This window comes from Streptomyces sp. NPDC050997 (assembly GCF_040660135.1).
Classification (GTDB): Bacteria; Actinomycetota; Actinomycetes; order Streptomycetales; family Streptomycetaceae; genus Streptomyces.
In genome coordinates this window covers 135183-156714 of sequence record NZ_JBFAGK010000017.1, presented here as the reverse complement: position 1 = coordinate 156714, position 21532 = coordinate 135183, and the positions used below count along the sequence as shown (strand labels likewise).

Here is a 21532-nt window from a genome sequence, read left to right as displayed (position 1 = left end):
GGTCAAGGTTCGCAAAGTGAAGCTGAAGATCTCTTCAGGGGGTTTCAGGTTCCTCTCAGCGTCCGTAGGCGACGTTGGTCGACGTCGAAAGCGAACGGAAGCGGCGTGAAGCCGTAGGACTCTGGAGGAAACCTCATGAAGCGCAACATCGTGATCGCCGCCGTCACGGCCGCCGCCCTGATCGGAGGCGGGACCGCCTCGGCCCTCGCGGTGAGCGGCGACGGCGACGGCGAGGGGACGGCGCGGCAGGCGGCGGACGTGAGGACGTCGGGTGACGACGCGCGGGACGACGACGCGGACGGGACGGACGACGACTTTGCGCGGGCCGTCTCCGCGAAGGTGACGGCCGCCGACGCCATCGCCTCCGCGCTGCGGCAGTCGCCGGGCACCGCCGTCTCCGCCGAGCTGGACGACCAGGACGGTGACGACAAGGGGCCGGCCGCGTGGGAGGTCGACGTGCTCGCCGCCGACAACGCCTGGCACAGCGTGCGGATCGACCCCGCCGACGGCAAGGTCCTCGGCTCCCACAGCGAGCGCGAGGACGACACCGGTCAGGTACGGGCCGCGCTGAAGGCGTCGTCCGTGACGGCGGCGGAGGCCGCGAAGGCCGCGGCCGGCAAGGGCACGGTGACGTCGGTGGACCTGGACGAGGACGGCACGGCCAAGGGCTGGGACGTGGAGACGCGGAACTCCGGCAAGGCCGAGCAGGAGTGGAACGTCGACCTGAGGAGCGGCAAGGTCACCGCGGACCACGCGGACGACAGCGCCGACGACAAGGCCGACAGCGACACGGACGCCGGTGACGACGACTGACGTGAGCGTTGGCGAACGGCGAACGCGCCGGACGGGCCGCGGAAACGGCCCGTCCGGCATTTCGACGCTCAGCCCTCCGTCAGCCCCGCCACCAGCTCGTCCGCCGCCCGGTACGGATCCAGGTCTCCGGCGACGATCTTCTCGGCCAGCGCGCCGAGTCGCCGGTCCCCGTGCAGGTCCTGGATGCGCTCGCGCAACGCGGTGACCGCGATGGCCTCCACCTCGCGAGCCGCGCGGGCGCGCCGGCGGTCCGCCAGGACGCCCCGTTCCTCCATCCAGGCCCGGTGCTTCTCCAGCGCCTCGACGACCTCCTCGATGCCCTCGCCGCGGGCGGCGACCGTCTTGACGATGGGCGGGCGCCAGTCACCGGGGCCTCGGGACTCGCCCAGGCCGAGCATGTGGTTCAGTTCGCGCGCGGTCGCGTCGGCGCCGTCACGGTCGGCCTTGTTGACGACGTACACATCGCCGATCTCCAGGATTCCGGCCTTGGCCGCCTGGATGCCGTCGCCCATTCCCGGGGCCAGCAGTACCACCGAGGTGTCCGCCTGGGACGCGATCTCGACCTCCGACTGGCCTACGCCGACCGTCTCGACCAGGATCACGTCGCAGCCCGCCGCGTCCAGGACCCGGATCGCCTGCGGGGCCGCCCAGGCGAGGCCGCCGAGGTGGCCCCGGGTCGCCATCGAGCGGATGTAGACGCCGGGGTCGGAGGCGTGGTCGGACATCCGGACGCGGTCGCCGAGCAGCGCCCCGCCGGAGAACGGTGAGGACGGGTCGACGGCCAGGACACCGACCCGCCTGCCCTGCTTGCGGTACGCCGTCACCAGCGCGGAGGTCGACGTGGACTTGCCCACGCCCGGCGAGCCCGTCAGCCCCACCACGTACGCCCCGCCCGTCAGCGGGGCCAGCGCCGCCATGACCTCCCTGAGCTGCGGGGACGCCCCCTCCACCAGGGAGATCAGCCGGGCCACGGCCCGCGGCCGGCCTTCCCTGGCCTGGGCGACCAGCGAGGAGACGTCCTGCATCACAGCTCCGTTCTGGTAGTGACGTACAGCGCGCTCAGGGCTTCGGTACCCGCACGACCAGCGCGTCACCCTGACCGCCGCCGCCGCACAGCGCGGCCGCGCCCACGCCACCGCCGCGCCGCTTCAGCTCCAGGGCCAGGTGCAGCACGAGACGGGCGCCGGACATACCGATCGGGTGACCGAGGGCGATGGCACCGCCGTTGACATTCACCCGTTCTGTGGACACCCCGAGGTCCTTCATTGACTGCACCGCGACCGCCGCGAAGGCCTCGTTGATCTCGATCAGGTCGAGGTCGGAGACCTCCAGGCCGTCCTTCTTGAGGGCGTGCAGGATGGCGTTGGACGGCTGGGACTGCAGGGAGTTGTCCGGTCCGGCCACATTGCCGTGGGCGCCGATCTCGGCGATCCACTCCAGGCCGAGCTCCTGCGCCTTGGCCTTGCTCATCACCACGACCGCGGCGGCGCCGTCGGAGATCTGCGAGGCCGAACCCGCGGTGATGGTGCCGTCGCTGGTGAACGCGGGGCGCAACTTGCCCAGCGACTCCGCGGTGGTCTCCCCGCGGATGCCCTCGTCCTTGCTGAAGACGACCGGCTCGCCCTTGCGCTGCGGGATCTCCACCGGGGTGATCTCCGCCTCGAACAGGCCGTTCTTCTGGGCGGCGGCGGCGCGCTGGTGGGACAGGGCGGCGATCTCGTCCTGCTCGGGGCGCAGGATGCCGAGGCGGGTGTTGTGCTTCTCCGTGGACTCGCCCATGGCGATGTTCTCGAAGGCGTCGGTGAGACCGTCGTACGCCATGGCGTCGAGCATCTCGATCGCGCCGTACTTGAAGCCCTCGCGGGACTTCGGCAGCAGGTGGGGGGCGTTGGTCATGGACTCCTGGCCGCCCGCGACGATCACGTCGAACTCGCCGGCGCGGATCAGCTGGTCGGCCAGCGCGATGGCGTCGAGGCCGGACAGACACACCTTGTTGATGGTGAGCGCCGGGACGTTCATCGGGATGCCGGCCTTGACGGCGGCCTGACGTGCCGGGATCTGCCCTGCCCCGGCCTGGAGCACCTGGCCCATGATGACGTACTGCACCTGGTCGCCGCCGATCCCCGCACGGTCGAGGGCGGCCTTGATCGCGAAGCCGCCGAGGTCGGCTCCGGAGAAGGACTTCAGCGAGCCCAGCAGCCGTCCCATGGGCGTCCTGGCGCCCGCGACGATCACCGAGGTCGTGCTGTTCGATCCAGTCATGAGCTGCGATCCCCTTACCGGCCCGCACAGGCCGAGGAGTGAACGAGGGTTTACTTCGAATGTACTGAGCGGTAGCACATTCCGTCATCCGGCTGTCGGTGTGATCGCGCGCACGTTGCGTAACCACCTGTGGCGCGCTGCACTGAATTCATGCTGACGCGAATCGACCACATCGGGATCGCCTGTTTCGACCTCGACAAGACCGTCGAGTTCTACCGGGCCACCTACGGCTTCGAGGTGTTCCACTCCGAGGTCAACGAGGAGCAGGGCGTACGTGAGGCCATGCTCAAGATCAACGATACGTCCGACGGCGGGGCCTCGTACCTGCAACTTCTGGAGCCGACGCGGGCGGACTCCACCGTCGCGAAGTGGCTGGACAAGAACGGGGAGGGCGTCCATCACATCGCGTTCGGTACGGCGGATGTCGACGGGGAGGCCGCCGACATCAAGGGCAAGGGCGTACGCGTCCTGTACGAAGAGCCGCGACGTGGCTCCATGGGGTCACGGATCACCTTCCTGCACCCGAAGGATTGCCATGGCGTACTGACAGAACTGGTCACTTCGGCGCCTGTTGAGTCATCTGAGCACTGACCCTCGTACATATGGGCCGGTAGGGTTGGGGGCGGTCGTCGCTCGCAACCAGGGCGACCGAGGTTCTGTCGTGACGGCGGGACCTGTCCGGGGTCCGGGTTTCGGGGGACGAGCGTCGGGGCAGCAGCCCATGCTCCGCCGTTGATCTGACACCATTCCCCGGGAGCCCCGTTCGGCGTACGGACGGAGCTCGTACGGAGAGACTTGCGACCAGGGGACGGATGGGACCGCGCAGTGCGGGGCTACGAGAGCCAGGAGCGGGAACCGGCGGCTGACGTCGATCACCTCACTCGTTTCGAAGCCGAGATGAAGCGGCTGAAGACCGAGCGGGAAAAGGCGATTCAGCACGCCGAGGACCTCGGCTACCAGGTCGAGGTGCTGCGCGCCAAGTTGCACGAGGCGCGGCGCACCATCATGTCCCGGCCCGCCTTCGACGGCGGCGACCTCGGCTACCAGGCCGAGCAGTTGTTGCGCAACGCGCAGGTCCAGGCCGACCAGCTGCGCCAGGAGGCCGAGCGCGAGCTGAGCCAGGCCCGGGCGCAGACCCAGCGCATCCTCCAGGAGCACGCCGAGCAGGCCGCGCGGCTCCAGGCGGAGCTGCACCAGGAGGCGGTCACCCGCCGCCAGCAGCTGGACCAGGAGCTGTCCGAGCGTCGGCAGACCGTCGAGTCGCACGTCAACGAGAACGTGGCCTGGGCGGAGCAGTTGCGCGCCCGGACAGAGCAGCAGGCCCGCCGGCTTCTCGACGAGAGCCGCGCGGAGACCGAGCAGGCCATGGCCACGGCCCGCGCGGAGGCCGAGCGGGTGACCTCGGAGGCCCGTCAGCGGCTGCAGAGCGAGGCCGAATCGGCCCGCGCCGAGGCCGAGCAGCTGCTGCGACGCGCCCGCGCGGACGCCGAACGCCTGCTGAACGCCGCCTCCAGCCAGGCCCAGGAGGCCAGCGACCACGCCGAGCAGCTGCGGACGTCCACCGCGACCGAGTCGGACACCGCCCGCCGTGAGGCGCAGGAACTGAGCCGGACCGCCGAGCAGCGCATCGCGGAGGCCGACACGGCTCTGCGTGAGGCGCGCGCCGAGTCGGAGAAGCTGGTCGCCGAGGCCAAGGCGGCCGCCGAGAAGGCGCTGTCGAGCGCGGAGTCGACCAACGAGCAGCGCACCCGCACGGCGAAGGAGCAGGTCGCCCGACTGGTCACCGAGGCCACCAAGGAGGCCGAAGCCACCAGGGAGTCCGCCGAGCAGATCGTCGCGGACGCCCGCGCCGAGGCCGAGAAGGTGCTCGACGAAGCGGCCGAGAAGGCCCGCACCCTCACCGCCGAGGAGAGCGCGACCCAGCTGTCCAAGGCGGCCAGGACGGCCGAGGACGTCCTGAACAGGGCGCAGGAGGACGCGCAGAGGACCACCAAGGCCGCCACCGAGGAGGCCGAGCGGATCCGCACCGAGGCGGAGACCGAGGCGGACCGGCTGCGGGCCGAGGCACACGACATCGCCGAGCAGCTCAAGGGCACGGCGAAGGACGACACCAAGGAGTACCGCGCCAAGACGGTCGAGCTGCAGGAGGAGGCCCGTCGGCTGCGCGGCGAGGCCGAGCAGCTGCGCGCCGACGCGGTCGCCGAGGGCGAGAAGATCCGCTCCGAGGCCCGCAAGGAGGCCGTCCAGCAGATCGAGGAGGCGGCCACCACCGCCGAGGAGCTGCTGAGCAAGGCCCGGCAGGACGCGGACGAGCTGCGCCAGAAGGCCTCCTCGGACAGCGAGAAGGTCCGTACGGAGGCCATCGAGCGGGCGACGACCCTGCGCCGGCAGGCCGAGGAGACCCTGGAGCGCACCCGCCAGGAGGCGGAGCGGCACCGCGCCGAGGTCATCGAGCAGTCCGAGGGCATCAAGGCCGACGCCGAGCGGGCCGCCGTCGAGCTGCACGAGGAGACCGAGCGGGCCATAGAGGCCCGCCGCGCGGACGCCGCCGACGAACTGACCCGGCTGCACACCGAGGCCGAGGAGCGGCTCGCCGCGGCCGAGCAGGCGCTGACCGAGGCCCGTGAGGAGGCCTCCCGGATCCGCCGCGAGGCCGCCGAGGAGAGCGACCGGCTGCGCGGCGAGGCCGCCGAGCGGATCCGTTCGCTCCAGCAGCAGGCCGAGGCGGAGGCGGAGCGGCTGCGCACCGAGGCCGCGTCGGACGCGTCCGCGTCCCGCGCGGAGGGCGAGGCCGTCGCCGTACGCCTGCGGTCGGAGGCCGCGGCCGAGGCCGAGCGGCTGAAGTCGGAGGCTCAGGACACCGCCGACCGGGTACGGGCGGAGGCGCAGGCCGCCGCCGAGCGGCTGTCGACGGAGGCGTCGGAGACGCTGGCCGCCGCGCAGGAGGAGGCCAACCGGCGCCGGCGCGAGGCCGAGGAGTACCTCGGTTCCGCCCGGCAGGAGGCCGACCAGGAGCGTGAGCGGGCCCGCGAGCAGAGCGAGGAGCTGCTGGCCTCGGCGCGCAAGCGCGTGGAGGAGGCGCAGACCGAGGCCGTACGACTGGTCGAGGAGGCCGACCGGCGGGCGGGCGAGATGGTGTCCGCCGCCGAGCAGCACGCCCAGCAGGTCCGGGACTCGGTCGCCGGGCTGCACGAGCAGGCACAGGACGAGATCACCGGGCTGCGCAGTGCCGCCGAGCACGCGTCGGACCGTACTCGCCGGGAGGCCCAGGAGGAGGCGGACCGGGTCCGCTCCGACGCCTACTCCGAGCGGGAGCGCGCCACCGACGACGCCAACCGGGTCCGGCGCCAGGCGAGCGAGGAGTCCGAGGCCGCGAAGGCGCTCGCGGAGCGCACGGTGTCGGAGGCGATCGCGGAGGCCGAGCGGCTCAGGTCGGACGCGTCCGAGCACGCCCAGCGGATCCGTACGCAGGCGTCGGAGACCATCGCCGAGGCCGACCAGGCGGCGGGGCGCACCCGGGCGGAGGCCCGCGACGACGCCAACCGCATCCGGTCGGACGCGGCGACGCAGGCCGACACCCTCATCACCGAGGCACGCAACGAGGCCGAGCGGCTCACCACCGAGACGATCACGGACACCGACCGGCTGCGCCACGAGACGGTCGCCGAGGCCGAGCGGCTGCGGTCGGAGACGGTCGCGGAGGCCGAGCGCGTACGGTCCGAGGCGCTCAGCCAGGCCGATCGGTTGGTCGGCGAGGCGAGGGGCGACGCGGAGCGGCTGCGCGCCGAGGCCGCCGACACGGTCGGGGCGGCCCAGCAGCACTCCGAGCGGGTCCGCGCCGGGGCGGAACGGATCAGGGCGGAGGCGGAGGCGGCGGCCGAGCGGCTGGTCAACTCCGCGCGCCAGGAGGCCGAGAACACCCTCGACGAGGCCCGCAAGAACGCCAACAAGCGGCGCTCCGAGGCGGCCGAACAGGTCGACAAGCTCATCACGGAGACCACCGCCGAGGCCGACAAGCTGCTCACCGAGGCGCAGCAGCAGGCACAGAAGGCCACCGCGGACGCGGAGTCCCAGGCCGACAGCATGGTCGGCGCGGCCCGCACCGAGGCGGACCGGCTGGTGTCCGATTCGACGGTCGAGGGCAACGCGCTGGTGGAGAGGGCCCGTACGGACGCGGACGAACTGCTCGTCGGTGCCCGCCGGGACGCCACCGCGATAAGGGAGCGCGCCGAGGAGTTGCGCGACCGCATCACGGGCGAGATCGAGAACCTGCACGAGCGGGCCCGTCGCGAGGCCGCCGAGACGATGAAGTCGACCGGCGACCGCTGCGACGCGCTCATCAAGGCGTCCGAGGAGCAGCTCGCCAAGGCCGAGTCGAAGGCCAGGGAACTGGTCTCGGAGGCCAACTCCGAGGCGGGCAAGGTCCGGATCGCCGCCGTGAAGAAGGCGGAGGGGCTCCTGAAGGAGGCCGAGCAGAAGAAGGCGACGCTGATCAGGGAGGCCGAGGAACTCAGGGCGGAGGCGATCCGCGAGGCGAAGCGCACCGTCGAGGAGGGCAAGCGCGAGCTGGAGATCCTGGTGCGCCGCCGCGAGGACATCAACGCCGAGATCTCCCGTGTCCAGGACGTCCTGGAGGCGTTGGAATCCTTCGAGACGCCCGGGGCGGGCAAGGATGGTGGCGTCAAGGCGGGTGCCGTGGTCGGTGCCCCTCGTTCGGGTGGCAAGACGTCAGAGGGCTAGACCGGAGAGCGGATTCTGGTGTCTTCTGGGGCCTTTGACCAAGTCTTTGGTAAGTCGTCCTAGGGTTCAGCCACCCAAAAGGGGTGTCATTCTCCAGATCAAACACGTATCCGCTCGATGACACACCGCTTCGGCCCCTAGGATTCCCCCTATCACCTCACCGGTCTCATTCGACAGGAACCCCATGAGCGACACTTCCCCCTACGGCTTCGAGCTTGTGCGGCGTGGGTACGACCGCGCTCAGGTGGACGAACGGATCTCGAAGCTCGTCTCCGATCGTGACAGCGCTCTCGCCCGCATCACCGCTCTGGAAAAGCGCATCGAGGAGCTCCACCTCGAGACGCAGAACGCCCAGGCCCAGGTAACCGACGCCGAGCCGTCGTACGCCGGTCTCGGCGCGCGTGTCGAGAAGATCCTCCGCCTCGCCGAGGAGGAGGCCAAGGACCTGCGCGACGAGGCACGTCGCGCGGCCGAGCAGCACCGCGAGCTGGCCGAGTCGGCGGCCCAGCAGGTTCGCAACGACGCAGAATCGTTCGCTGCGGAGCGCAAGTCCAAGGCCGAGGACGAGGGCGTCCGGATCGTCGAGAAGGCCAAGAACGAGTCTTCGCAGCTGCGTTCCGAGGCTCAGAAGGACGCGCAGTCGAAGCGCGAGGAGGCCGACGCCCTCTTCGAGGAGACCCGCGCCAAGGCCGCGCAGGCAGCCGCCGACTTCGAGACGAACCTCGCCAAGCGCCGCGAGCAGTCGGAGCGCGACCTGGCGTCCCGTCAGCAGAAGGCGGAGAAGCGTCTCGCGGAGATCGAGCACCGCGCGGAGCAGCTGCGCCTGGAGGCGGAGAAGCTGCGCACGGACGCCGAGCGTCGTGCCCGTCAGACCGTCGAGACGGCGCAGCGTCAGGCCGAGGACATCGTGGCCGACGCCAACGCCAAGGCGGACCGCATCCGTTCGGAATCCGAGCGGGAGCTGGCGGCTCTCACCAACCGCCGCGACTCCATCAACGCCCAGCTGACGAACGTGCGCGAGATGCTCGCAACGCTCACGGGCGCCGCGGTGGCCGCCGCCGGCTCGCCGGCCGACGACGAGCCGATCTCCCGGGGTGTCCCGGCTCAGCAGTCCCGGTAGGCGCGAGCGGGTGAAGTAGTACGGCGAAGGCCCACATCCTCTGTACAGGGGATGCGGGCCTTCGTCGTGCCGGTGCCTCCCGGCCGTCTTTCACGTTTCTTGCCACACTCGTCGGACTCCGTTTGCCCAGCCGGTTGGCATTCGCGGAACACGGGTCCTAGCGTGGTCCGCATGATCGAGCTGGAGGGCCTCACCAAGCGGTACAGCGAGAAGACGGCGGTCAACAACCTGACCTTCACCGTCAGACCGGGCATCGTGACGGGCTTCCTCGGACCGAACGGCGCCGGGAAGTCGACGACCATGCGCATGATGCTCGGCCTCGACCGCCCCACCGCCGGGGACGTCCGTATCGACGGCAAGCACTACGACCAGCTCAAGGACCCGCTGACGTACATCGGCGCCCTGCTGGACGCCAAGGCCATGCACGGCGGCCGCAGCGCCCACAACCACCTGCTGTGCCTCGCACAGAGCAACGGCATCGCGAAGAAGCGGGTGCACGAGGTGCTGGACACGGTGGGTCTCACCGCGGTCGCGAAGAAGAAGGCCAAGGGGTTCTCGCTCGGCATGGGCCAGCGCCTCGGCATCGCGGGCGCGCTGCTCGGCGACCCGCGGATCCTGATGTTCGACGAGCCGGTCAACGGGCTGGACCCCGAGGGCATCCACTGGATCCGCAACCTGATGAAGACGCTGGCCGCGCAGGGCCGTACGGTCTTCGTCTCCTCGCACCTCATGAGCGAGATGGCGCTGACCGCCGACCACCTCGTCGTCATCGGACAGGGCCGGCTGCTCGCCGACACCTCCATGGCCGACTTCATCGCGCAGAACTCGCGATCGTACGTCCGTGTCCGCAGCCCGCAGCGCGAACGGCTGCTCGATGTGCTGCACGGCGCCGGGGTCACCGTCGTGGAGACCGGCAACGGCTCGCTGGAGATCGACGGCAGCAAGTCCGAGTACATCGGCGAGCTGGCCGCCCAGCACCAGATCGCGCTGCACGAGCTGAGCCCCCAACAGGCATCCCTGGAGGAGGCGTTCATGCAACTGACCGCGGGGTCGGTCGAGTACCACGCACACTCCGACGCGCCTGCCGATCAGCAGCCGTGGGGCGACGGCTGGAAGGGGAACTGAGCATGGCGGCGATCCAGGTTGTCCGGTCCGAATGGACCAAGATCCGGTCGGTGGCCTCCACGGTGTGGACGCTCTCCCTGGCCGTGGTCGTCACCATCGCACTCGGCATGCTGATCTCGGCGTTGTCGAAGAACGAGTTCGACAAGATGAACACGCAGGACAAGCTGTCCTTCGACCCGACCTACATCAGCTTCGCGGGCATGAGCCTCGGTCAGCTCGCGATGATCGTGTTCGGGGTGCTCGTGGTGTCGAACGAGTACAGCACCGGCATGATCCGCACCTCGCTGGCCGCCGTACCGCAGCGCGCCACGTTCCTGGTCAGCAAGATCGCGGTGGCCACCGGGCTGGTGCTCGGGGTGGGCCTCGTCACCAGCTTCGTCACCTTCTTCCTCGGGCAGGCGATGCTCGGCGAGCACAAGGCGTCGCTCGGCGACACCGGGGTGCTGCGCGCGGTCATCGGCGGCGGGCTCTACATGACCCTGATCGCGATGTTCTCGATGGGCGTCGCCGCGATGCTGCGCTCACCGATGCTGTCGCTGGGCATCCTGATGCCGTTCTTCTTCCTGATCTCCAACATCCTGGGGAACGTCTCCGCCACGAAGAAGATCGGCCGGTTCCTGCCCGACCAGGCCGGCAGCAAGATCATGCAGGTGGTCACCCCGATCGGCGACGACACTCCGTACGGCCCCTGGGGCGGGCTCGGCATCATGGCGCTGTGGGTGCTCGCCGCGCTCGTCGGCGGATATGTACTGCTCAAGAAGAGGGACGCCTGAGACCCCGGCGGGACGCGGGAAGCTCAGGGCTTTACTTTCATTTGAGCGGAACCGTCAGCGCCCCGATAAGCTCCTAACCCTTACGGGGGGCGTGTGCCCCGCTGTCCTGAACCTTGCGATGGGTGCGGAGCATGATCGAGGCAGTCGGCCTGACCAAGCGCTACGGCGACAAGACCGCTGTGTACAACCTTTCCTTCCAGGTACGGCCCGGTACCGTCACCGGCTTCCTCGGGCCCAACGGCTCGGGCAAGTCGACGACGATGCGGATGGTCCTCGGCCTGGACAACCCCACGTCGGGACAGGTGACGATCGGCGGCTACCCCTACCGCAGGCTGCCGAACGCCCCTCGCCAGGTCGGTGCGCTGCTGGACGCCAAGGCCGTGCACGGCGGCCGGGCCGCCCGCAACCATCTGCTGTGCCTGGCCCAGCTGTCCGGCATCCCGGCCCGCCGGGTCGACGAGGTGCTGGGCGTGGTCGGCCTCCAGGACGTGGCGAAGAAGCGTTCGAAGGGCTTCTCCCTCGGCATGGGACAGCGGCTCGGCATCGCCGCCGCCCTGCTCGGCGACCCGCAGGTGCTGCTGTTCGACGAGCCGGTCAACGGCCTCGACCCCGAGGGCATCCTCTGGGTGCGCAACCTGATGAAGGCGCTCGCGGCGGAGGGCCGTACGGTCTTCGTCTCCTCGCACCTCATGAGCGAGATGGCGCTGACCGCCGACCATCTGATCGTCATCGGACGCGGGCAGCTGCTCGCCGACATGAACATCAAGGAATTCATCTCGGCGAACTCGGCCGACTTCGCACGGGTGCGTACACCCGACACCGAGCCGCAGCTGCGCGAGAAGCTGTCGTCCGCGCTCACCGAGGCGGGCGGGCACGTGATGCCGGAGCAGGACGGCGGGCTGCGCGTGACGGGGCTGCCGCTGCCGCGCATCAGTGACATCGCGCACGGCACGGACGTACGCCTGTGGGAGCTGTCACCGCATCAGGCCTCGCTGGAGGAGGCGTACATGCGGATGACCCAGGGCGCTGTCGACTACCGCTCGACCATCGACCAGAAGGCCGGGCTCCAGCAGCCGTTGCCGCCGGGTGCGCAGCCGCCGATGCCGGTGCCGGGACAGGGCCAGCCGGGCTGGTACGCCCCGCCGGCGCCGCAGCAGGGCGGCCGGCCGTCCGCGGAGGCGCCGGGGCAGCCGGTGGCTCCGGCGCAGCCGGCCGTGGGCCCGTACGGGGCTCCCGGCGCGTCCGGTGCCGCTCCCGCCGCGGGCGGCTCGCCCAACCCGTACTCACAGCCGCAGCCGGCGCCGCAGGCACCGGCCGCACCGCCGTCCGCCCCCGCCTCCGCCCCCGCCTCCGACCCCGCCTCCGACCTGACCAAGCCCGAGGACGCCCGATGAGCACCCCGCAGCCCCCGATGCCGCAGGCCGCCCCCGCCTGGCAGGCGGCGCCCGGACCGTCGTACCCCGGCTACACCTCGCCGATCCCGGTCGTGCGCACGCACCTCGGACACGCGCTCGCCTCCGAGTGGACGAAGATCAGGTCGGTGCGCTCCACGATGTGGACGCTCGGTGTGTTCGTGCTGCTCGTCATCGGCATCGGCCTGGGGACGGGTGCGCTGGTCGCCGCCAACACCGAGCCGGGGGGCCTGCAGAACGAGAACCCGCTGTCGTTCGGGTTCTTCGGGCTGCTGCTCGGCAGCATGTGCGTCATCACGCTCGGCGTGCTGACCACGGCCTCCGAGTACGGCACCGGCATGATCCGCACCACGATGGTGGCGTGCCCGTCCCGCGGCCGGGTCCTCGCGGCGAAGTCGATCGTGTTCTTCGTGGTCGCGTTCGTGGTCACCCTGGCGTCGGCCCTCGTCGTCGCGCTCGCGGACGTCGCCATGCTGGACGACGCCAAGGAGCCGAGCGGCCAGGAGTGGCTGAAGGGCACGGTCGGCATCTCGCTGTACATCGCGCTGCTCGGGCTGATCTCGCTGGTCATCGGCTCGATCATCCGGCACTCGGCGGGCGCGATCACCATCATGATCGGCCTGGTGCTGGCCCCGCTGGTCATCGCGCTGTTCATGTTCTCGGAGTCGCTGGAGAGTCTGCGCACGGCGCTGTTCGAGTACTCCATCCCGAACCAGCTCAGCGTCTTCTACTCCAACTCCCTCACCGAGTCCGGCCCGTCCGGCTGGGACCCGCTGTGGATCGCCCTCGGTGTGACGGTCGCCGCGTTCGCCGGTGCCTACGCCCTGCTGGAGAAGCGGGACGTGTAACCCACGTCGGGAAGGCCGGGACCTCAGAATCTCGGCGCGTTACGGGACCGCTGCACCCGCGTGGTGCGGCGGTCCTTCGCGTTCCAGCACGCCTTGTGCCAGTGACGACGCTCGTCGACGCCCGAGTGCTCCGGCCAGGCCACCACGTGCGGAACACCGTCCGGGATCAACTGCTCGCAGCCCGGGCAGCGGTACGTCTTGCCCTGCGCGCTCGCCCCGGCCACATGCCGCACGCTCCACTGCTCGCCCTGCCAGTCCTCCGCGCTCTGCCAGCCACCGTAACGACCGGGCCGGTCGTCCTCGGCGCTGTGGCTCGACGAGTCGGATCCCTTGGGTCGGTTGCGACGCGGGGACACAGGACACCTCACGGGGCTATACAGGATGCGGGACTCGTATCCAGCCTACGCGGCACGGGCCGGGGTAGAGGTAGGGAACCGACCCCCACAAGTGCTGCTCCGTGGCGACTTATTCTGCAGACAATCCGCAAATCCCTTCGCCAGGCCGTGTCCTCGGCACGTGTCAGACGGTTATGCCGGGTGGGGGAGCTCCGAGTCGGAGCCAAGGAAGCAGGAAGAGCGATGCACGTAGGTAGTTTCGTGTTGGCGGCCCAGTTCCCGGGGCAGGGCCAGGGGGAGGCGCTGCACCGCGCGGTCCGCTCCGCCGAGGTGGCCGAGGAAGCGGGGCTGGACGCGGTCTGGCTGGCCGAGCACCACTTCGTGCCGTACGGCACCTGCCCGTCGGCGATCACCCTGGCCGCGTTGCTGCTCGGCCGCACCCGCCGGATCCAGGTCGGAACGGCCGTCAGCGTGCTGCCCACCGTCCACCCCGTGGCCCTCGGCGAACAGGCCGCGCTGCTGCACCTGACGAGCGGCGGCCGCTTCTCGCTGGGCGTGGGGCGCGGCGGCCCGTGGGTCGACCTGGAGGTGTTCGGCGCGGGCCTGGAGGCGTACGAGTCGGGGTTCCCGGAATCACTCGATCTGCTGGTGCGCTGGCTGCGCGAACCGGCGGTCGCCGCCACGGGCGAGCGGTTCACGTTCCGCGAGGTGCCGGTCGTGCCCCGGCCCTCGGAGGCGCTGACCGACACCGCGGGCCCCGAGGTGGTCGTCGCCTGCACCTCACCGGCGAGTGTGCGGCTGGCCGCCGAGCGCGGGTTGCCGATGCTGCTCGGTATGCACGTGGGGGACGAGGAAAAGGCCGAGATGGTCGCCCTGTGGCGCAGGCACGCCCGCGCGTGCGCGCATCCGCCGGCGGAGGTCCTCTCGGCGGCCCATGTCTCGGCCGGCGTCTGCCAGATCGCGGACCGGCGCCAGGACGCGGTGGAGACGCTGCTGAAGGCGATGCCGGGCTGGCTGAAGTACGGGCTCGGCGCCCACATCACGGTGGACGATCGCGAACGCCGGATGCGCGACCCGCTGGCGTACACCGAACTGCTCTGCGGACTGCACCCGGTGGGCACCGCCCGGCTGTGCGCCGACCGTCTCGCGGCGACCAGCGAGCGGACCGGCATCTCCCGCTTCGCCCTGCTCGTCGAGGGCTCGGGAGACCTCGCGGCCACCGAGGAGAACGTACGGCGGCTGGGCGCCGAGGTCATCCCGCACCTCGGCTGACGACCCCAGTCAACTGTCCTGTCCGGCAGGGAGCTTGCCGCTCCGGTACTGAAGCACCTCCCGCGTACGGAGCGGCAAGCCGACAGCTCACTGCGTCAGCAGTCCCTCAACTCCGGGGACTGGTTCAACAGTTGGTTACGCACGGAGGTGAAGCGGGCCAGTGTCTCGTCGACAGAGGAGTCCAACGGGAAGACCGCCAGTCGGTGGCAGTTCTGGAAGGCCAGCCGCACCCCGAAGTGCCGTTGCAGCGCGCCGCGTATCGCGTCGCTCGCGAGCGCACGCAGCAGCTGACCGCGTGCCTGCTCGTCCGGCGGGGGCGTCTGGTTGTCGGCGAACTGACCGCCGTCGACCTTCAGCTGGGCCACCAGGGAGCTGACCATCTCCCATGCGTAGGGCAGGGAGGTCCGGACGCAGTCGACGAAGGCAGCTTCGTCGACCTCGCCTCGCTCGGCCTGTTCGAGTAGGGCCGGTGAGACGTCGAGCGACATGGGTTCTCCTCTCGCACCCCCGTTCACCAGGGGTTGCCGGACAGATAAAGGGAGTTCGCGATATCGAACACGCTGCGTACACAACTCGCGACCTCCCGTTTACTACGGTAAGCAACGGACGGTGACGGCACCAGCAGAATGCGTACATGCAGAGGCCTCATTGGGCCCACAATCGGCCACAACCGAACAGGGGTTTACCGGGCCGAATCGCGTGCACCTGTGCCCGTCGAGTAGCGTTGCCGACCATGCGTCTCGTCATTGCCCGATGCTCAGTCGACTACGCGGGCCGGCTCACCGCCCACCTCCCCTCGGCCCCCCGGCTGATCCTGGTGAAAGCGGACGGCAGCGTCTCGATCCACGCGGACGACCGGGCCTACAAGCCTCTGAACTGGATGTCGCCGCCCTGCACGCTGAAGGAGGGTTCCGGCGACGACGACGGCGTCTGGACCGTCATCAACAAGGCGGGCGAGAAGCTCATCATCACGATGGAGGAAGTTCTCCACGACTCCTCGCACGAACTGGGCGTGGACCCCGGCCTGATCAAGGACGGCGTGGAAGCACACCTTCAGGAGCTCCTCGCCGACCGCATCGAGACCCTCGGCGAGGGCTACACGCTCATCCGCCGCGAGTACATGACGGCGATCGGGCCCGTCGACATCCTGTGCCGGGACGGGGACGGCCAGACCGTCGCGGTGGAGATCAAGCGGCGCGGTGAGATCGACGGTGTCGAGCAACTCACGCGCTATCTGGAGCTGTTGAACCGCGATCCCCATCTCGCCCCGGTCCGCGGTGTGTTCGCCGCGCAGGAGATCAAGCCGCAGGCCCGCGTGCTGGCCACGGACCGCGGCATCGGCTGCGCGGTCCTCGACTACAACGCCCTGCGCGGCATCGAGGACGACAAGCTGCGGCTGTTCTGACAACACCACTCACTCCGGTACGACGTGAAGGGCCCGGTCCGCTGGTGGACCGGGCCCTTCACGTCGTACGCGGTGTCAGATCACCGGGTCCGAACTGCTCGGTGAACCCGCCTCGCCGGGCTCCGGGGCCCTGGCGGAACTGCTGGTCTCCACAGGCGCGCTGGAGGTCGCGGGGCCGCTGGCCGAGTCGGAGGTCTCCGGGGGTGTCGTCGGAGTGTCCGTGGGCGTGTCCGTAGGCGTATCCGTCGGAGTGTCCGTGGGCGTGTCCGTGGGCGTATCCGTCGGAGTGTCCGTCGGGGTGTCCGTCGGCGGCCTCGAGGTCGAGGTGGTCGGCCTGGGCGACGACGAGGGCTTCGACGAGGTCGACGGACCGTTGCTCGGCCCCTTCGTCCCGCTCGGGTCGTCGGAGGGCGTCGCCGGGTCCGTCGGCGTCGGGTCGTCGGCGGTGCCGAAGGTGCCGTCGGGGCCGGGGTCGGCCGGCCGGCCGGTCGCCGTGCCGGTGTCGCCGTCGCCGTCGTCGTTCTTCGGGACGTCCGCGCCCAGGCTGCCGTCGTCCGTGCCCTGGCTGACGGACGGGTTGACGCCGACCTGGTCGGCCGGTGGGTTGGCGTCGTTGTTGGAGGTGGCGCCGAGCGTCACCACCGTGCCCAGCACGGCCACCAGCAGGGCGCCCGCGCCCGCCGCCACGAGGTTGCGCCGGGCCATGCCCCGCAGGCCGCCCCGCGCCTTGTGCGTCGACGGGGACAGGCCGGAGACCCTGGACGCCGCGGACGACGAGCTGTAGGTGACCAGCGTGCCGCTGTCGGTGGGCGGCTGGAGCGACGGAAAGGCCGCCGGAACACCGCCGGGGGGCGACTGCGACTCCTCGTACCGCGCGTCGGGCACCTCCTCCCCCATCATGGCGGGGAGGCCGGGCACCGTACCGGAGCGGTCGGCGACCAGGGCGAGGGCGCGGCGGCCCGCGACGGTGCCGCGCTTGTCGGCGAGGGCACCGCGCAGGCCGATGGAGGCCTCCAGCTCGGCCCGGGCCCGGTCGAGCTGTCCGCCGCAAAGCGCGAGGACGCCGAGTTCGTGGTGGAAGTAGGCCTGTTCGCCGACCTCTCCGGCGAGCCGGGAGGCCTCCACGCCGGAGCGCAGCACCCGCTCCCAGGCGCCCCAGTGCAGCCCGGCCGCGAAGGCGGGCGCCGCGGTGCGGGCCAGCTCCACGGTGGCACTCTCCTCGCCCTCGGCGGGCGCGGTGGTGGCCGGTACGAGGACGCTGAGGGCGGCGAGCAGGGCGTCCGCCTCGGCGCACACCCGCTCCGGGGCGACCGAGGGGTGTCCGGCCCACCAGGCGTAGTGCTGGGCGGCGGTGAGCGCTCGGGACTCCGTGTCGTCGCCGTATCCGGCGGCCTCCAGCTGGGTCTGGACGCCGGCGGCGAGGCGGTAGCGGGGGCCGGCCGGGGAGACCAGTCCGCAGGCGGCCAGCTCGCCCAGCGCGGCGTCCGCGTGGGTGTCGCCGACCAGGGCGGGCAGGTGCGCCTGGTGGGGCACCTCGCCGCCGAGTGCGACGGCGAACCGCAGGGTGGCGCGCGCCGAGTCGCTGAGCCGGGCGGCGAGCAGCGGGGCGGGCGCGGCGGCCTCGCCGAGCGAGGGCAGGGGGACGTTCTCGACGTCGTCCGGGTCGAAGGGCCGGTCGAACGGCGCGTCGAAGGATGCGTCGAACGGTGCGTCGACTGGCGTCAGGTCCGTGAGGACGCCGAACTCGTCGACGACCCCGGCCCGCTGCCGGTCGCGCTGCCGCAGCAGGGCCCCGGCCTGGACGAAGCGCAACGGCAGGCCCTCGGACTCGAACCAGAGGTCGCCGGCCCAGTTGGACTCCTCCTCGGTGAGGACACGGCCGACGGAACGCTCCAGGAGGTCCAGTCCGTCGGCGCGCTCCAGTCCGCTGAGGAAGACCTCTTCGAGCGCGGAGTCGGCGGACGGGGCGGGCACGTCGGGCGTGGCCGAGATCAGGAAGGCGCACTCGGGTGTGGCGTCCAGCAGCTCGTCGAGGGCGGCGCCGCCGAACTCGATGTCGTCGAGGACGACGACCGCGCCGATCTCCCGGACGTGGCCGAGCAGCTCGTCCTGGTCCGGGCGGTGCAGGGGCGCGTTGTGGACGGCGTGGAAGAGGTCGTACAGCAGCTCGCTCGCGGTGCGGTGGAAGCCGCTGAGGCGGATGACACCGTCGGGGGCGAGGTCCGCGCAGTCCTCGGCGACGATGTCGAGGAGGCTGGTGCGGCCGGAGCCGGCGGAGCCGGTCAGGCGGACGGAGCGGCCGCGGGCGAGCAGTCGCACCAGGCGTTCGCGCTCGTCCTGGCGGGCCGGCAGCGGCAGCTCGGGCCGGGGCGGGCCGGGCGGGGCCGGCGGCCTGGCCGCGCGGGCGAACTCGGCGCGCTGGGCCGCGGTGAGCTTCTCCGGCGGTCCCGGGCGTTCGCCCGGCGGGCAGACCTCGATCTCGCTGCCGTCGACGGGATTGACGGTGAGCAGGTAGTCGCCCGCGACGAGCCGCACCGTGCGGGCGATTGCGGGCGCCTGCGGTGTGAAGTCGGAGGTGAGGGAGTCCCTGGGCGGGCGTGGGCGCGGCGTATCGCCTCCCCCGGCCTCGAATGCGCTCGACCGGGAGGCGCGCCCATCGTCCTGGCCGTACTCCTCAAGTTCCCGGTTGTTCGGGTCCATCAGGTTCAAGCCCCCCAAAAGCGTCGTGTGCCCAGCTCCGGTCCCTCCCGACCTGTTGCACACCGCGCTGTCGCTTCTGGTCCGGGCCCGCTCGAGGGTTGTCACGCTGCGGGCGACCGAACCCTAAACCTTCGCACAGTATCTCCGACAGACCGGGGTCCCGCGCCGTCCGAGACGTCACAGTCTCGTGAGGATTGCGTGTGTCGTACGTTTCGTGACGTGCCGGTCAGGGTTCCCCTCCCACCGGGCCACACTCGCGCCGGGGGTCACACCCGGGGCAGGGACTCCACCCCGATGCCGCCCTCGATCGCCAGGATGCGGTGCAGCCTGGTGGCGACGAGCAGGCGCTGCATCTGCGGCGGTACGTCGCGCAGGACCAGCCGTCGGCCGCAGCGGCCGGCCCGCCGGTGTGCCCCCATGATCACCCCGAGCCCGGTGGCGTCCCAGGAGTCCAGCTCGGACAGGTCCAGCACCAGATCGCCGACTCCGTCGTCGACGGCCGAGTGCAGGACCGTACGGGCGTCCGCCGCGCTCCGGACGTCGAGGCGGCCCCCGACGACCAGCTCGGCGTGGTCGCCCCTGATGTACATATTCGCTCCCCTGTACGTACGTTCCGTGCTCCGCGAATGAGTTGCCTTGCCGTGTGCCAGGTGATGCAACTTCTGACGGCGGTGAGCGGCCAGAGGTTGCCGTCTGTAAGCGAACCGATACCGAATTCACCCGGGCGTGTGATGCGCCAGGGGCCTGTGCGGTTATCAGGGCCCTCAGTGCTTGTAGAAGCCCTGCCCGCTCTTGCGTCCGATGTCACCGGCATCCACCATCCGGCGCATCAGCTCCGGCGGGGCGAATTTCTCGTCCTGGGACTCGGTGTAGATGTTGCTGGTGGCGTGCAGCAGGATGTCGACGCCGGTGAGGTCCGCCGTGGCCAGCGGGCCCATCGCGTGGCCGAAGCCCAGCTTGCAGGCGAGGTCGATGTCCTCGGCGGTGGCCACACCCGATTCGTAGAGCTTGGCCGCCTCGACGACGAGCGCCGAGATGAGACGGGTCGTCACGAAGCCGGCCACGTCCCGGTTGACGACGATGCAGGTCTTACCGACGGATTCGGCGAACTCCCGTGTGGTGGCGAGGGTTTCGTCGCTCGTCTTGTAGCCGCGCACCAGCTCGCACAACTGCATCATCGGGACCGGCGAGAAGAAGTGCGCGCCGACGACACGCTCCGGGCGCTCCGTCACAGCCGCGATCTTGGTGATCGGGATCGCGGAGGTGTTGGAGGCGAGGACGGTGTCGTCGCGGACGATCTTGTCGAGCGCGCGGAAGATCTCGTGCTTGACTTCGAGCTTCTCGAAGACGGCCTCGACGACGATGTCCGCGTCGGCGACGGCGTCCAGGTCGGTGGTCGCGGTGATCCGGGCGAGGGCCGCGTCGGCGTCGTGCGCCTCCAGCCTGCCCTTGCCGACGAACTTGTCGTACGAGGCCTTGATGCCGTCGGTGCCCCGCTTCAGCGCCTCGTCGGTGACGTCGCGCAGTACGACGTCCCAGCCCGCCTGCGCGGAGACCTGGGCGATTCCGGAACCCATCAGGCCGGCGCCGATGACGGCAAGCTTCCGTGCCACTGTGCGACTCCCCTTCGAATGACTGCACACGAGCGCTCACACGCTGTTCATGTTTGCCTCTTCGGCGGACCCTAGCGCTCGTGAGGGGCGGTGTGACCGGTAAGTAATGCGCGTCACGTCTCATCTGACGGACATCACACCGGCACGGGTCATTCGACGCCACGGACGGCACAGTTGGGCACCTTCCGGCCCAACAGCTCCTCGATGTCACCGAGAAGCACGGGTGCCACTCGTGCCCCTTCATCCGGATTGCGCCCGGCGCCGGTCTCATGACCGGAGGGTGACGACCACGGTCCGGTGAACCCACGCGATCTGACCGGAGATCAGCCTCTTCAGGGGGTCTTCGGACGTTGCGCGGCCTCCGCCGCCATCCATGCCGTACGGCGTCCCCGGGGGCCGTCGGCTTCGCCGCGCCGTCCGTGACGGTGGGCACACGGACCTGCCGGACGTCCGGGGCATAACTACGCTGAACCCATGGTCAATCTGACGCGCATCTACACCAGGACCGGCGACCAGGGCAGCACCGCCCTCGGGGACATGAGCCGGGTCGCCAAGACCGATCTGCGGATCTCCGCGTACGCGGACGCCAACGAGGCGAACGCGGTCCTCGGCACGGCGATCGCGCTGGGCGACCTGGACGAGGAGATCGTCAAGGTCCTCACCCGGGTCCAGAACGACCTGTTCGACGTGGGCGCGGACCTGTCGACGCCGGTCGTGGAGGACCCGAAGTTCCCGCCTCTGCGGGTCGAGCAGTTCTACGTGGACAAGCTGGAGGCGGACTGCGACCGCTTCCTGGAGCAGCTGGAGAAGCTCCGCTCCTTCATCCTCCCCGGCGGCACCCCCGGCGCGGCCCTGCTGCACCAGGCCTGCACGGTCGTACGCCGGGCCGAGCGCTCCACCTGGGCCGCGCTGGAAGCTCACGGCGAGACGATGAACCCGCTCACCGCGACCTACCTCAACCGGCTGTCCGACCTCCTGTTCATCCTGGCCAGGACAGCGAACAAGGCCGCGGGCGATGTCCTGTGGGTCCCCGGCGGCGAACGCTGAGCCAACCCGACCCGGCCGGGGGTCCGGGGGTTGCCCCCGGAGGACGCAGCATCCTGGCCAGGACGGC

The 21532-nt window shown here is 70.7% G+C and carries 18 protein-coding genes; 11 read left to right on the top strand and 7 right to left on the bottom strand.

Annotated elements, in window-relative coordinates; all coding sequences use genetic code 11:
* The first annotated feature begins 135 nt into the window (after positions 1-135).
* Positions 136-813, top strand: coding sequence for a PepSY domain-containing protein (locus tag AB0H86_RS31795; RefSeq protein ID WP_362446519.1), 678 nt, complete (start codon positions 136-138; stop codon positions 811-813).
* 68 nt (positions 814-881) lie between these two features.
* Here AB0H86_RS31795 and meaB read toward each other — a convergent pair whose 3' ends face one another.
* Complete coding sequence (gene meaB / locus AB0H86_RS31790) at positions 882-1838, bottom strand: methylmalonyl Co-A mutase-associated GTPase MeaB (RefSeq protein ID WP_362446516.1); 957 nt, start codon at positions 1836-1838, stop codon at positions 882-884.
* 34 nt (positions 1839-1872) lie between these two features.
* Complete coding sequence (locus AB0H86_RS31785) at positions 1873-3075, bottom strand: acetyl-CoA C-acetyltransferase (protein ID WP_362446513.1); 1203 nt, start codon at positions 3073-3075, stop codon at positions 1873-1875.
* A gap of 150 nt (positions 3076-3225) precedes the next feature.
* On the opposite strand from AB0H86_RS31785, the gene mce reads away from it, so the two are divergent.
* From mce to AB0H86_RS31750, 7 genes are all read left to right on the top strand, one after another.
* Complete coding sequence (mce, locus tag AB0H86_RS31780; protein WP_362446510.1) at positions 3226-3666, top strand: methylmalonyl-CoA epimerase; 441 nt, start codon at positions 3226-3228, stop codon at positions 3664-3666.
* A gap of 234 nt (positions 3667-3900) precedes the next feature.
* The gene (gene scy, locus AB0H86_RS31775) at positions 3901-7815 is read left to right on the top strand and encodes a polarized growth protein Scy (RefSeq protein WP_362446508.1); all 3915 of its coding nucleotides are present in this window, start codon (positions 3901-3903) and stop codon (positions 7813-7815) included.
* Positions 7816-7999: 184 nt separating this feature from the next.
* Entirely contained in the window at positions 8000-8935 is a 936-nt protein-coding gene (locus tag AB0H86_RS31770; RefSeq protein ID WP_362446505.1) for a cellulose-binding protein, read from the top strand.
* A gap of 171 nt (positions 8936-9106) precedes the next feature.
* On the top strand, positions 9107-10060 hold the full coding sequence (locus AB0H86_RS31765; RefSeq protein WP_362446502.1) for an ABC transporter ATP-binding protein: 954 nt from the start codon (positions 9107-9109) through the stop codon (positions 10058-10060).
* A 2-nt stretch (positions 10061-10062) separates the two neighbouring features.
* Positions 10063-10833 carry an ABC transporter permease gene (locus AB0H86_RS31760; RefSeq protein ID WP_362446499.1) on the top strand — a complete coding sequence of 257 codons (771 nt, stop codon included), beginning with the start codon at positions 10063-10065 and terminating at the stop codon, positions 10831-10833.
* Between the two features lie 131 nt (positions 10834-10964).
* Complete coding sequence (locus AB0H86_RS31755; RefSeq protein ID WP_362446496.1) at positions 10965-12227, top strand: ATP-binding cassette domain-containing protein; 1263 nt, start codon at positions 10965-10967, stop codon at positions 12225-12227.
* Positions 12224-13093, top strand: coding sequence for an ABC transporter permease subunit (locus AB0H86_RS31750; RefSeq protein ID WP_362446493.1), 870 nt, complete (start codon positions 12224-12226; stop codon positions 13091-13093). The genes AB0H86_RS31755 and AB0H86_RS31750 overlap by 4 nt, the downstream gene beginning before the upstream one ends.
* Before the next feature lie 23 nt (positions 13094-13116).
* Here AB0H86_RS31750 and AB0H86_RS31745 read toward each other — a convergent pair whose 3' ends face one another.
* The gene (locus AB0H86_RS31745; protein WP_362446490.1) at positions 13117-13449 is read right to left on the bottom strand and encodes an ATP/GTP-binding protein; all 333 of its coding nucleotides are present in this window, start codon (positions 13447-13449) and stop codon (positions 13117-13119) included.
* 222 nt (positions 13450-13671) lie between these two features.
* On the opposite strand from AB0H86_RS31745, the gene AB0H86_RS31740 reads away from it, so the two are divergent.
* The gene (locus tag AB0H86_RS31740) at positions 13672-14700 is read left to right on the top strand and encodes an LLM class flavin-dependent oxidoreductase (RefSeq protein ID WP_362446487.1); all 1029 of its coding nucleotides are present in this window, start codon (positions 13672-13674) and stop codon (positions 14698-14700) included.
* A 95-nt stretch (positions 14701-14795) separates the two neighbouring features.
* Here the strand turns inward: AB0H86_RS31740 and AB0H86_RS31735 are convergent, their stop codons facing one another.
* On the bottom strand, positions 14796-15188 hold the full coding sequence (locus AB0H86_RS31735; protein WP_362446484.1) for an SCO5389 family protein: 393 nt from the start codon (positions 15186-15188) through the stop codon (positions 14796-14798).
* Between the two features lie 245 nt (positions 15189-15433).
* Between AB0H86_RS31735 and nucS the strand changes: the two genes are divergently transcribed.
* The gene (gene nucS / locus AB0H86_RS31730) at positions 15434-16105 is read left to right on the top strand and encodes an endonuclease NucS (RefSeq protein ID WP_362446481.1); all 672 of its coding nucleotides are present in this window, start codon (positions 15434-15436) and stop codon (positions 16103-16105) included.
* A gap of 75 nt (positions 16106-16180) precedes the next feature.
* Here the strand turns inward: nucS and AB0H86_RS31725 are convergent, their stop codons facing one another.
* The 3 genes from AB0H86_RS31725 to AB0H86_RS31715 form a co-directional block, all read right to left on the bottom strand.
* Positions 16181-18805 carry an ATP-binding protein gene (locus tag AB0H86_RS31725; RefSeq protein WP_362446478.1) on the bottom strand — a complete coding sequence of 875 codons (2625 nt, stop codon included), beginning with the start codon at positions 18803-18805 and terminating at the stop codon, positions 16181-16183.
* Between the two features lie 266 nt (positions 18806-19071).
* Positions 19072-19395, bottom strand: a complete 324-nt coding sequence (locus AB0H86_RS31720; RefSeq protein ID WP_031040714.1) for an STAS domain-containing protein — start codon at positions 19393-19395, stop codon at positions 19072-19074.
* Positions 19396-19569: 174 nt separating this feature from the next.
* Positions 19570-20418, bottom strand: a complete 849-nt coding sequence (locus tag AB0H86_RS31715; RefSeq protein ID WP_362446475.1) for a 3-hydroxyacyl-CoA dehydrogenase family protein — start codon at positions 20416-20418, stop codon at positions 19570-19572.
* 474 nt (positions 20419-20892) lie between these two features.
* Between AB0H86_RS31715 and AB0H86_RS31710 the strand changes: the two genes are divergently transcribed.
* On the top strand, positions 20893-21465 hold the full coding sequence (locus AB0H86_RS31710) for a cob(I)yrinic acid a,c-diamide adenosyltransferase (protein ID WP_362446472.1): 573 nt from the start codon (positions 20893-20895) through the stop codon (positions 21463-21465).
* The last annotated feature ends 67 nt before the right edge of the window (positions 21466-21532 follow it).